The sequence below is a fragment of the Ideonella sp. B508-1 genome (assembly GCF_000333615.1).
Classification (GTDB): domain Bacteria; phylum Pseudomonadota; class Gammaproteobacteria; order Burkholderiales; family Burkholderiaceae_C; genus Ideonella.
Genome location: NZ_BADL01000304.1, coordinates 1 through 12,590, shown reverse-complemented (window position 1 = coordinate 12,590; position 12,590 = coordinate 1). Strand labels below are relative to the sequence as shown.

Annotated in this window: 11 protein-coding genes; 7 read left to right on the top strand and 4 right to left on the bottom strand. The window is 69.4% G+C overall.

The features are described 5' to 3' along the window. Nucleotides 1-149 precede the first annotated feature (149 nt). From eda to I73_RS13020, 4 genes are all read right to left on the bottom strand, one after another. Nucleotides 150-785, bottom strand: coding sequence for a bifunctional 4-hydroxy-2-oxoglutarate aldolase/2-dehydro-3-deoxy-phosphogluconate aldolase (gene eda / locus I73_RS13035; protein ID WP_022981013.1), 636 nt, complete (start codon nt 783-785; stop codon nt 150-152). A 1-nt stretch (nt 786) separates the two neighbouring features. Further along, complete coding sequence (gene edd, locus I73_RS13030) at nt 787-2,616, bottom strand: phosphogluconate dehydratase (RefSeq protein ID WP_022981012.1); 1,830 nt, start codon at nt 2,614-2,616, stop codon at nt 787-789. A gap of 4 nt (nt 2,617-2,620) precedes the next feature. Next, a complete protein-coding gene (gene zwf / locus I73_RS13025; protein WP_022981011.1) occupies nt 2,621-4,090 on the bottom strand; it encodes a glucose-6-phosphate dehydrogenase in 1,470 nt (489 codons plus the stop codon). An 85-nt stretch (nt 4,091-4,175) separates the two neighbouring features. Further along, nucleotides 4,176-5,033, bottom strand: coding sequence for a MurR/RpiR family transcriptional regulator (locus I73_RS13020; protein ID WP_022981010.1), 858 nt, complete (start codon nt 5,031-5,033; stop codon nt 4,176-4,178). 50 nt (nt 5,034-5,083) lie between these two features. Between I73_RS13020 and I73_RS13015 the strand changes: the two genes are divergently transcribed. The 7 genes from I73_RS13015 to I73_RS12985 all read left to right on the top strand — a co-directional run. Continuing rightward, complete coding sequence (locus I73_RS13015) at nt 5,084-5,773, top strand: response regulator transcription factor (protein ID WP_022981009.1); 690 nt, start codon at nt 5,084-5,086, stop codon at nt 5,771-5,773. Then, entirely contained in the window at nt 5,766-7,253 is a 1,488-nt protein-coding gene (locus I73_RS13010; RefSeq protein ID WP_022981008.1) for a sensor histidine kinase, read from the top strand. The genes I73_RS13015 and I73_RS13010 overlap by 8 nt, the downstream gene beginning before the upstream one ends. A gap of 150 nt (nt 7,254-7,403) precedes the next feature. Continuing rightward, a complete protein-coding gene (locus I73_RS13005) occupies nt 7,404-8,612 on the top strand; it encodes a carbohydrate porin (protein ID WP_022981007.1) in 1,209 nt (402 codons plus the stop codon). An 81-nt stretch (nt 8,613-8,693) separates the two neighbouring features. Continuing rightward, entirely contained in the window at nt 8,694-9,968 is a 1,275-nt protein-coding gene (locus I73_RS13000) for an ABC transporter substrate-binding protein (protein ID WP_022981006.1), read from the top strand. Nucleotides 9,969-10,060: 92 nt separating this feature from the next. After that, complete coding sequence (locus I73_RS12995) at nt 10,061-10,942, top strand: carbohydrate ABC transporter permease (RefSeq protein WP_022981005.1); 882 nt, start codon at nt 10,061-10,063, stop codon at nt 10,940-10,942. Between the two features lie 125 nt (nt 10,943-11,067). Then, nucleotides 11,068-11,838, top strand: coding sequence for a carbohydrate ABC transporter permease (locus I73_RS12990; protein ID WP_234409502.1), 771 nt, complete (start codon nt 11,068-11,070; stop codon nt 11,836-11,838). Nucleotides 11,839-11,862: 24 nt separating this feature from the next. Next, nucleotides 11,863-12,590 (top strand): ABC transporter ATP-binding protein (locus I73_RS12985; RefSeq protein ID WP_022981003.1); only part of this gene is annotated, 728 nt, incomplete at its 3' end.

Sequence of the window (12,590 nt, the reverse complement as noted above, 5' to 3'; positions counted from 1 at the left end):
GCCCGGTGATCGTGAAACAATCGAGGGGAGNGGGNGATNACNCGGGACCCGGGACGTGCCTTTCAGGTTTACACCTTAACACCGCCCCGCCGGGATCCCCAGCCCCCAATCGGGGGATGGCTCCTGCGGGTGGGGGCGTCCGCGCAAGCTCAGCCGGCACTCAGCGCCATCGCCTGGCGGGCCAGGGTGGTGATCTGGGCCCAGTCCCCCGCTTGCAGCGCGGCGGCCGGGGCCAGCCAGGAACCCCCCACCAGGGCGACATTGGGCTGCTTCAGGAAGCCGCCCAGGTTGTCCAGGCTCACGCCACCGGTGGGGCAGAAGCGTACATCCCCGAAGGGCGAGGCCAGGGCCTTGAGCATGTCCAGGCCGCCGGCCACCGTGGCCGGAAACAGCTTCATCAGCCGGTAACCGGCTTCCCGGGCGGCCATCACCTCGCCGGGGGTCATCACACCGGGCACGAAAGGCAGGCCGGCCTCGGCCACCGCCTGCAGCAGGGCCGGGCTGTGGCCGGGTGACAGGCCGAAGCGGGCGCCCGCGTCCTGGGCGCGCCGCACATCGTCGGCGCCGAGCAGGGTGCCGGCACCCACTTGCATGTCGGGGACATCACGCGCCACGGCCGCGATGGCCTCCAGCGCGCAGGGGGTGCGCAGGGTGATCTCGATCACGTCGATGCCGCCGGCCAGCAGGGCCTGGGCCAGGGGCACCGCGTGGGCGGCCTCCTGCAGCACGACCACAGGCACAACACGGGAGCGGAACGCAGGCAGGGCGGGCAGGGTGGTGCTCACGTCAGATCTCCGGAAAGAGGGCGCTGCCACCGGCCTCGGCGCGCGAGGCCTGGCGGCGGAAGGTGGCGAACAGTTCGCGACCGCAGCCGCGCTGGTGGGCGGACAGGTCCGCCGTCTCGAGGGGCCGGGCGGCGAGTTCATCATCGCTCAGTTCGACGACCAGCCGGCCGGCGTGGGCATCGAGCTCGATGATGTCGCCGCTGCGCAGGCGGGCGATGGCGCCGCCAGCCAGGGCTTCGGGACTGAGGTGGATGGCCGCCGGCACCTTGCCCGAGGCCCCCGACATGCGGCCGTCGGTCACCAGCGCGACGTGGAAGCCGCGGTCCTGCAGCACGCCCAGCACCGGGGTCAGGGTGTGAAGCTCGGGCATGCCGTTGGCCTGCGGACCCTGGTGGCGCAGCACGGCCACGAAGTCGCGTTCCAACTGGCCGGCCTTGAACTGGGCGATCAGCTCGGCCGGGTCGTCCACCACCACGGCCGGGGCGCGCACATGGCGGTGTTCGGGCTTGACGGCCGAGACCTTGATGACCGAGCGGCCCAGGTTGCCCTGCAGCAGCTTGAGCCCGCCGTCGGCACTGAAGGGCTCGCGGGCCGGCCGCAGCACGGCCAGGTCGCCGCTTTCGGCCGGTGCGTCGCGCCAGGCCAGGCGGCCATCCTGCAGCCAGGGCTCGCGGGTGTAGTGGGCCAGACCGGGGCCGGCCACGGTGGCCACATCCGGGTGCAGCAGGCCCGCGTCCAGCAGCTCGCGGATCAGGAAACCCATGCCACCGGCGGCGTGGAAGTGGTTCACGTCGGCCGTGCCATTGGGGTAGATGCGCGTCATCAGCGGCACCACCTCGGAGAGTTCGGCGAAATCGGTCCAGTCGATGCGCAGGCCGGCGGCGCGCGCCATGGCCACCAGGTGCAGGGTGTGGTTGGTGGAGCCACCGGTGGCCAGCAGGCCGACGATGCCGTTGACGATGGCGCGCTCGTCGACGATCTGGGCCAGCACGGTGGGCTCGGCGCCCTGGGCCGACATGGCCAGGGCGCGGCGCGTGGCCTCGTCGGTCAGCGCGGCGCGCAGCGGGTCGTCCGGTGGCACGAAGGCCGAGCCGGGCAGCTGCAGGCCCATGATCTCCATCAGCATCTGGTTGGAGTTGGCCGTGCCGTAGAAGGTGCAGGTGCCGGCGCTGTGGTACGAGGCGGACTCGGCCGCCAGCAGGGCGGCGCGGTCCACCTTGCCCTGGGCGTACTCCTGGCGCACCTTGGCCTTGCGGTCGTTGGGCAGGCCCGAGCGCATCGGCCCGGCGGGCACGAAGACCACCGGCAGGTGGCCGAACTGCAGCGCCCCGATCAGCAGGCCCGGCACGATCTTGTCGCAGATGCCCAGGCACATGGCCGCGTCGAAGGTCTGGTGCGACAGGGCCACCGCGGTGGCCATGGCGATCACGTCGCGCGAGAACAGCGAGAGCTCCATGCCCTCGTTGCCCTGGGTGATGCCGTCGCACATGGCGGGCACGCCACCGGCCACCTGGGCCACGCCGCCGGCGGCACGGGCCGCGGCCTTGATCTGGTCCGGGTAGCTGGCGTAGGGCTGGTGGGCCGACAGCATGTCGTTGTAGGCCGTGACGATGCCGATGTTGGGCGCCCGCAGGGCCTTGATCGCCAGCTTGTCGTCGGCCGGCGAGGCGGCGAAGGTGTGGGCCAGGTTGGCGCAGCTCATGTGCCCGCGCTGGGTGCCCTGGCGCTGCCAGTGGGCCACGGTGTCCAGATAGGCCTGGCGCAGGTTCTGGCTGCGGGCGCGGATGCGCTCGGTGACCTCGGCGATGCGGGGATGAAGCGGGGTGCTCATGGGATCAGGCCTCCTCGGACCATTGCATGTCGTGGCGGGCCATCAGGGCCGACGAGGCGGCCGGGCCCCAGGTGCCGGCGGCGTAGGGCCGGGGGGCGTCGCCCTGGGCGGCCCAGCCGTGCAGGATGGGCTCCACCCAGGCCCAGGCGGCCTCCAGTTCGTCGTGCCGCATGAAGTGGGTCAGCCGACCGCGGATGACGTCGATCAGCAGGCGCTCGTAGGCCTCGGCCCGGCGTTCGGTGAAGGCGGTGTGCAGGTCCAGGTCCAGGCTGACCGGGCGACGCTTCATGCCGCTGCCGGGCTCCTTGGCCATGATCTGCAGCTGCACCGATTCCTCGGGCTGCAGGCGGATGACCAGGCGGTTGCCGGCGCTGCGGTAGGTGTCGGGGAACAGCGAGAAGGGCTGGCCGGCGAAGTCGATCACGATCTCCGAGCAGCGCTCGGCCAGGCATTTGCCGGTGCGCAGGAAGAAGGGCACATGGCCCCAGCGCCAGTTGTCGATGTGGGCCTTGAGCGAGACGAAGGTCTCGGTGCGGCTGTCCGGGGGCACGCCGTCTTCCTGCAGATAGCCCGCCGCCGCGCGCTGCTGCACGGTGCCGGCACTGTACTGGCCGCGGATCACGTCGCGCGCGATCTCGGCCGGGCCCATGGGCCGCAGCGAGCGCAGCACCTTGAGCTTCTCGTCGCGGATGGCGTCCGGGTCCAGCGACACGGGCGGCTCCATCGCCACGATGCACAGCATCTGCAGCAGGTGGTTCTGCACCATGTCGCGCAGGGCGCCGGTGCCGTCGTAGAAGCCCGCGCGGCTGCCCACGCCCACCGTCTCGGCCACGGTGATTTGCACGCTGCGGATGAAGGGGGCGCGCCAGAGCGGCTCGAAGATGGCATTGCCGAAGCGCAGCACCATCAGGTTCTGCACCGTCTCCTTGCCCAGGTAATGGTCGATGCGGAAGATCTGCTGCTCCTGGAAGAAGCGGCCGACCTCGGCATTGATGGCCCGGGCCGAGGCCATGTCGTGGCCCAGGGGCTTTTCCAGCACCACGCGGGCCTGGGCGTCGACCAGACCGGCCCCGGCCAGGTGGGCGCAGATGCGGGTGAACAGGGCCGGGGCGGTGGCCAGGTAGAACACCCGCTGGGCGCCGGGGCGGCTGTGGCGGGCCAGACGGACGAAATCCTCGGCCTGGGTGGCGTCCAGCGCCACATAGTCGATCAGGGACTCGAAGCGGTCCCAGGCCTCGGCCTGCAGGGCGCGGGCCTCGATGAACTGGCGCGCGCCCCCCAGCACCTGCTGGATGAAGGCCTCGCGCGTCAGCGCCTGGCGCCCGACGGCCAGGATGCGGGCCCCGGCCGGCAGGTTGCCGTGCAGATGGGCCATGTACAGCGCAGGCAGCAGCTTGCGCACCGACAGGTCGCCGGTGGCGCCGAAGATGAACAGGTCCAGGTCGGGGTCGGAGGCGGAAACGACAGGGTCCATGGCGAGCGTCCAGTCAGGGAAGTTGTCAGTGTAATGAAATTACCTAAAAAATGGTAATCAGATTACACCCCGTGAGAACCCTGACTCAGTCGTCCCGGTAGCGCTTGGCGCGCAGGTTGCGTTTGAGGGCATGCAGGCGGGCCGGCAGGTCGGGGCCCAGTTGCAGCGCCACCTCGGTGGCCAGGATGTCCACGATCACCAGGTGCAGCAGGCGCGACACCATGGGGCTGTACTCCTCGTAGGACTCGGGGTGATCGGCGGCGATGTGGACGTCGGCTGCCGCGGCCAGCGGCGAGCCACTGGCGGTGACGGCCACCGTGGTGGCCTTTTGCTGGCGTGCCAGCTCGGTGGCGTCCAGCAGATCCCGGCTGCGGCCGGAGTTGGAGAACACCACCACGCAGTCCTCGGGCTGGAGCAGGGTGGCGCCCATCACTTGCAGGTGGCCGTCGGCATAGGCGGCCGTGTGGCAGCCCATGCGGAAGAACTTGTGCTGGGCGTCCTGCGCCACGATGCCCGAGTTGCCCACGCCGTAGAACTCGATGCGGCGCCCGGCCCGGATGGTGCGCACCAGCGCCTGGCTGGCCTGCTCCAGTGGACGCAGCCCGGCGTTCTGGCGGAAGTCGGCCAGGGTCTGCTGCACCTGCTCGACGATCTTGTCCACCACCGCCCGGCTGCCGTCGCCCGGGGCCACCGACTGGTGCACATAGGGCAGGCCCTGGCCCAGATTGCCGGCCAGCTTGAGCTTGAAGTCGGCCCAGCCGGCAAAGCCCAGGCTGCGGCAGAAGCGCACCACCGTCGGGTTGCTGACCCGGGCCTGGCCGGCCAGCTCGGCCACGGTACGCGCCAGTGCGGCGCGGGGATCGGCCAGCACCGCCTGGGCTACGCGCTGCTCGGCAGCGGGCAGGGTGCTCAGGGTGCGCTGAATCTGGTCGGTGAGGCTCATGGGAGAATTCTCGGCGTTCGTCGATCCATGCTGCACGGCAGCCCTGTTCCATGCGATTGTTGCTTGCCGAGGACGATGCCATCCTGGCCGATGCCCTGTCGTCCAATCTGCGCGCCGCCGGCTTCGAGGTGGAGGTGGCCGACAACGGGGCGGTGGCCGAATACCTGCTGCTCAAGCAGCCCTTCGACCTGGGCGTGATCGACCTGGGTCTGCCGCTGGTCGACGGCCTCACCGTGCTCAAGCGGGTGCATGCGGCCCGGCCCACGCTGCCGCTGCTCATCCTGACCGCGCTGGACAGCCTGGACAGCCGGGTGGCGGGCCTGAACGCCGGGGCCGACGACTACCTCACCAAGCCTTTCGACTTCCCCGAGCTGGAGGCCCGCATTCGCGCGCTGCTGCGCCGGGCCCGCCTGTCGGGGGGGGCCGACGGGCGCACGCCGGTGCAGCTCAGTGGCCGGCTCAGCTTCGACCGCGAGGCCCGGCGGGCCAGTGTGGATGGCGTGGCGCTGGAGCTGTCCCCGCGCGAATGGCTGCTGCTGGACGCGCTGCTGGCCCAGAAGGGCCGGGTGGTGACCAAGGAGCAGATCGCCCAGGCCTGGGCGGGCGACGCCGCCGAGCCGGCCAGTTCGCCCGCGGGAACGCTGGAGGTCTACATCCACCGCCTGCGCCGCAAGCTGGAGGATTCCGGTCTGGGCATCCGCACCGTGCGCGGTCTGGGCTACCTGCTCGAAGATGTCTGAGGCCTCGCACCGCAGCCGCCTGCGCTGGCTGGCCTGGCTGGCCCCCGGGGCCGGGCCGCTGCGGCGCTATCTGCTGCTGTGGCTGCTGGTGCCGCAGCTGGTGTTGTGGCTGGGGGCGGCGGTGCTGTCCTACACCGTGGCGGCCCGCTACGCCAACCTGGCGCTGGACCGCAGCCTCTACCAGGCCTCGCGCGCGCTGGCGCGCCAGGTCAAGCCCATGGGCAGCGGCCTGCTGATCGACTTTCCCAAGGCGGCGCGCGACATCATCGAGACCGACCCCGACGACCGGGTCTACTACATGGTCAGCTCGCCACCGGGCCAGCTCATCCTGGGCAACCAGCGCCTGCCCGAGCCACCGCCCGAGGTCAGCTCCCCCAACGGCCTGGGGCCGGTGCTGGACAAGCCGCGCTTCTACGACGCCATGTTGAAGGAGCGCGAAGGCACGGTGCAGGTGCGGGTGGTCGCCCTCTATTTGGCCTGGGGCGAGGCCGACGCGCCGCAGACCATGCTGGTGCAGCTGGCCAAGAGCCGCATCGGCCGCGACACCCTGGCGACTCAGATCCTGCACGACACGGCCCTGCCGCTGACCGGCCTGGTGTTGCTGATGTCGCTGATCGTCTGGGCCAGCCTGCGGGCCGGGCTGGCGCCGCTGGCCCGCCTGCACCAGGCCGTCATCTCGCGCGCGCCCAGCCACCTGGACCCGATCCAGCTGGGGCGGGCGCCCGAAGAGGTGCAGGCCCTGACCGCGGCCCTGAACAAGCTGCTGCAGGCCGTGCGTGAGAGCGTGGGCCAGCAGCAGCGCTTCATCAGTGACGCCGCCCACCAGCTGCGCACCCCGCTGGCCGGCCTCAAGAGCCAGACCGAGCTGGCGCTGCGGGAGGCGACCGACCCCTCCCTGCGGGCGCGACTGACCCTGGTGCATGAAAGCGCCACCCGCAGCGCCCACCTGGTCACCCAGTTGCTGACGCTGGCCCGGGCCGAGCCCGAATCCAGCCATGTGATGGCCCGCAGCCCCTTCGACCTGCGTCGCCTGGCCGAGGAGCTGACGGCCGAGCTGGTGCCGCGGGCCCTGCAGGCGGGGGTGGACCTGGGCTGGGCCGAGGACGATCCGGGGCAAGCCAGGGAGACGCCGCTGCGGGTCATCGGCCATGCCCTGCTGGTGCGTGAGGCGCTGTCCAACGTGATCGACAACGCCATCCGCTACGCCGGCCGCGGGGCCGAGGTGACGGTGCGGGTGCGGGCGGAGGACGGCCAGGCCGTGGTCGAGGTGGACGATACCGGGCCGGGCATTGCGCTGGCCCAGCGCGAGGCCGTGTTCGAGCGCTTCTACCGCGGCACCCAGGAAGGTCTGGGCTGTGGCCTGGGCCTGCCCATCGTCAAGGAGATCATCGAGCGCCACGCCGGCACGGTCACCTTGCTGGACCGCCCCCCCCACGGCCTGCGGGTGCGGCTGCGGCTGCCCCTGGCAGCGCGCGTGTGATTAATGAATTGTTAGGGAATTGTCCATAGGATGTTGTCTCAAGTTCATATACATTAATAAAACATTAATCTTCGGCCGCACCTGAACACAGGGGGCCGATGGGTCTCCTGCCGTGTCGGGGCATCTCACCAAGACGACGAGGAGACAACCATGAAATATTCCCTGCGCCCGGCCCCGCTGCTGGGCTTGCTGCTGGCCGCACTGGCTGGCGGCGCCCAGGCCCAGATCGCCCTGGACTCGAACGGTTACTTCCGGGCCGGCCCCGGCGCCACCTCGAAGAACGCCAACCGGGCCTGCTACGGCCTGTCCGGCGCCGACTTCAAGTACCGCCTGGGCAACGAGTGCGACTTCTACGGCGAGTTCCTGTTCAGCGGCACCGTGGCCCGCAAGGACAGCGGCGACACCTACAAGATCCACTTCATGCCCACGATCTTCAAGGGCAACGCCAGCGACTCGGGCGATGCCAAGTGGGAGACCGCGCAGATGTGGGCCGAGGCCACCGGCCTGGACTTCGCGCCGCAGGCCAGCTTCTGGGCCGGCAAGCGTTACCACCGCGGGGCCGACATCCACATCGTCGACACCTTCTTCGAGAAGCTCGACGGCACCGGCGCCGGTGCCAGCCTGCCCGCCCTGGGCGGCAAGCTGGACCTGGCCTTCTACCGTGCCGACAGCAGCACCCAGGACGCCAACGGCCACGACAACCCCGGCAGCCGTTTGAACGCCTGGCTGCGCGATGCACCGGTCAACGAGAACGGCACGATCAACCTGCTGCTGACCGCCACCAAGGGCGAGTTCACCGGCGGGGAGTCGGGTGCCGGCTTCAGCCTGCGCCATACCCAGGACAAGCTGCCCTTCGGCGCCAGCAACAACCTGTGGTTCCAGTATGCCAAGGGCTCGGCCGGTCTGGCCGGTGGCTTCGGTACGCTGACCGATGGCTCCGACGTCAAGAAGTGGCGCATCGTCGACGGCTACCAGTTCCAGGCCAACGAGAATTTCGGCGGCCAGCTGATTGCCATGTATGAGAAGAAGAATGCCGATGCCGGCGACGCCACGGTCAAGTCCCTGGGCGGTCGCGTGGGCTATGCCTTCACCCGCAACTTCAAGATCCTGGCCGAAGTGGGCGTGGACCGTGTGAGCCCGCAGGGCCAGTCCAGTGCCAACCTGACCAAGTTCACGATCGCCCCGACGATCAGCGCGGGCAAGGGCTTCTGGGAGCGCCCCGAATTGCGCTTCTACTTCACCCATGCCAAATGGAACCAGGCGGCCAACGCGGCGGCCGGTGCCGATGGCCTGACCGGGCTGGCCGATGGCAAGACCAGCGGCACCAGCTACGGCATCCAGGCCGAAGTCTGGTGGTGAGCCGAGCCACCGGCGTGAATGCATGAAACTCGGCACTGGGCCCCTGGGGCTCGGTGCCTGTCAAATCCAAAGGATGCGAGCATGAACAAGACGATGACCCTGCGCAGCACCTTGCGCCTGAGCGCCCTGGGCCTGGCCGCCACCGCGGCCCTGGTGACCGGCGTGGCCCGTGCGGGCGAGGTGGAGGTGCTGCACTGGTGGACCTCCGGTGGCGAGGCCAAGGCCGCCCAGGCCCTGGCTGCCACGATGAAGGCCAAGGGCCACACCTGGAAGGACTTCGCGGTGGCCGGTGGCGGTGGCGATTCGGCCATGACCGTGCTGAAGTCGCGCGTGGTCTCGGGCAACCCGCCCGCGGCCGCCCAGATCAAGGGCCCCTCCATCCAGGAGTGGGCGCGTGAGGGCGTGCTGACCAACCTGGACGACGTGGCCGGCCCCGAGCACTGGGACCAGCTGCTGCCGCCGCAGATCGCCGCCGGTCTGAAGTACAAGGGCCACTACGTGGCCGCGCCGGTCAATGTGCACCGGGTGAACTGGCTGTGGGTCAACACCGCCGTGTTCAAGAAGGCCGGCATCAAGCCGCCGACCACCTGGGCCGAGTTCTTCACCGCCGCCGAGGCGCTGAAGAAGGCCGGCGTGATCCCGCTGGCCCATGGCGGCCAGAGCTGGCAGGACTTCACCACCTTCGAGGATGTGGCCCTGGGCGTCGGCGGCTCCGCCTTCTACAAGAAGGCCTTGGTGCAGCTGGACCCGACCGCGCTCAAGAGCGACACCATGAAGGAGGTGCTGACCACCTTCAAGAAGATCAAGGGCTACACCGACAAGAACGCCCCCGGGCGTGACTGGAACCTGGCCACCGCCATGGTCATCCGCGGCGAGGCCGGCATGCAGCTGATGGGCGACTGGGCCAAGGGCGAGTTCCTGGCCGCGGGCAAGACCCCGGGCAAGGACTTCGAGTGCGTGGCCTCGCCGGGCACGGCCAAGGACTTCAGCTACAACGTGGACAGCCTGGCCATGTTCCAGCTGAAGAACCCGGCCAATGCCAAGGCCCAGCGTGACCTGGCCTCGGCCCTGATGTCGCCCGACTTCCAGGAGCTGTTCAACCTGAACAAGGGCTCCATCCCGGTGCGCCTGAACATGCCGATGGACAAGTTCGACGCCTGCGCCAAGCAATCGTCCAAGGACTTCGTCGAGTCGTCCAAGGGCGGCACCCTGGTGCCCTCGATCGCCCATGGCATGGCTGTGCCTTCGGCCGTGGAAGGCGCGATCAAGGATGTGGTCTCGCAGTTCTGGAACAGCGACAAGGCCACGGTGGACGACACCATGACCAAGCTGGTCGCCGCCGCCAAGGCCCAGTGATGGGCGCCGCCCCGCCCCGCGCTTGGGGCGCTTGACCTGCGACGGGGCTGGCCGCGGCCAGCCCCTTTCGGTCCTCTTTTTTACCGCGCACCATGAGCACCGTCTCTCCCCTGCGGCGCATCGACTGGCTGCCCAAGCTCGTGCTGGCGCCCTCCTTCGTTGCCGCCTTCCTGTTCATCTACGGGCTGATCGCCTGGAACGGCTACCTGTCGGTGACCGAGTCCCACCTGTTGCCGAACTACGAGTTCGCCGGGTTGGACGCCTACCGCGCGCTGATGGACAGCGACCGCTTCCATGTCGCGGCCTGGAACCTGGTGATCTTCGCCGTGCTGTTCATTGCCGGTTCGCTGGCCGTGGGCGTGCTGCTGGCGGTGCTGCTCAACCAGAAGATCCGTGCCGAGGGCGTGCTGCGCACCGTCTACCTCTACCCGATGGCGCTGAGCTTCATCGTCACCGGCACCGCCTGGAAGTGGATCCTCAACCCCGGTCTGGGGGTGGAGCACACCGTGCGCGCCTGGGGTTTCGAGTCCTTCAGCTTCGACTGGCTGGTCAACCCGGACCGGGCCCTGTACTGCATCGTGATCGCCGGCATCTGGCAGAGCGCGGGCTTCGTGATGGCCCTGTTCCTGGCCGGCCTGCGCGGCATCGACGAATCCATCATCAAGGCCGCCCAGGTCGATGGCGCCTCCATGCCGCGCATCTACCTGCGCATCCTGCTGCCCAGCCTGCGGCCGGTGTTCTTCTCCACCGTGATGGTGCTCTCGCACATCGCCATCAAGAGCTTCGACCTGGTGATGGCGCTGACCGCCGGCGGCCCTGGCTACGCCACCGACCTGCCGGCCACCTTCATGTACGCCATGGCCTTCACCCGCGGCCAGATCAACCAGGGCGCGGCCTCGGCCACGCTGATGCTGGCGGCCGTCGCCGCCATCGTCGTGCCCTACCTCTACAGTGAACTGAGGAGCCGCCGATGAGCGCCCCCACCCTGACCGCGCCGGCCCTGCCGGCGGCCGAGGCCCCCCGCATCGATGGCCTGCGCATCGCCCTGTGGGCCGCTCTGATCGGGCTGGCGCTGTTCTTCCTGGGCCCGCTCTACGTGATGCTCTCGACCTCGCTCAAGAGCATGGACGAGATCCGCCAGGGCAGCCTGCTGGCCATGCCCTTCGCGCCCAGCCTGGCCGCCTGGACCAAGGCCTGGTCCGGGGCCTGCACCGGCACCGATTGCTCAGGCCTGCAGCCCTTCTTCTGGAACTCGGTGCTGATGGTGGTGCCGGCCGTGCTGATCACCACCGCGCTGGGGGCCATCAACGGCTATGTGCTGACCAAGTGGCGCTTCCGCGGCAGCGAGCTGATGTTCGCGTTGATGCTGTTCGGCGTCTTCATGCCGCTGCAGGTGGTGCTGCTGCCCATGTCCCAGGTGCTGGGCTGGCTGGGCCTGGCCAGCTCCATCTGGGGCCTGACCCTGGTGCACATCCTGTGCGGTCTCTCCAGCACCACGCTGTTCTTCCGCAACTACTACGCCGGCTTGCCCGATGAGCTGATCAAGGCCGCGCTGCTGGACGGCGCGGGCTTCTGGCGCATCTTCTGGCGCATCGTGCTGCCGCTGTCCGGCCCCATCCTGGTCGTCACCTTCATCTGGCAGTTCACCCAGATCTGGAACGACTTCCTCTTTGGCGTGGTGTTCTCCGACGCGGGCACCAAGCCCATCACCGTCGGCCTGAACAACCTCGCCAACACCTCCAGCGTGGTCAAGGAATACAACGTCGACATGGCCGCGGCCATGATCGCCGGCCTGCCCACGCTCTTCGTCTACATCGTGGCCGGCAAGTACTTCGTGCGCGGCCTCACCGCCGGTGCCGTCAAGGGCTGAAGCCGGGCTGAAAGGACCACACCCATGGGAGCCCTCTCCATCCGCCAGGTGCGCAAGAGCTACGGCGCGCACGAGATCCTCAAGTCCATCGACATCGACGTCGAGAAGGGCGAGTTCCTCATCCTCGTCGGCCCCTCGGGCTGCGGCAAGTCCACGCTGCTGTCGATGATCGCCGGCCTGGACACGCCCACCTCGGGCCAGATCCTGCTGGGCGACCGCGACATCACCCACGCCTCGCCCAAGGACCGCGACATCGCCATGGTGTTCCAGAGCTATGCGCTCTATCCCAACATGACGGTGGCGCAGAACATCGCCTTCGGCCTGGAGATGCGCAAGGTGCCCAAGGCCCAGCGCGAGGAAGCCATCGCCCGCGTCGCCAAGATGCTGCAGATCGAGCACCTGCTGGACCGCCGGCCGGCCCAGCTCTCGGGCGGTCAGCGTCAGCGCGTGGCCATGGGCCGGGCCCTGGCACGCAACCCTTCGCTGTTCCTGTTCGACGAGCCGCTGTCCAACCTGGACGCCAAGCTGCGCGTGGAGATGCGCGCCGAGATCAAGCTGCTGCACCAGCGCACCCGCACCACCACCGTCTACGTCACCCACGACCAGGTGGAGGCCATGACCCTGGGCGACCGCATCGCGGTGATGCGCGAGGGCGTGCTGCAGCAGCTGGGCACGCCGGACGACATCTACACCCGCCCGGCCACCGTCTTCGTGGCGCAGTTCATCGGCTCGCCGGCCAGAACCTGTCCAGC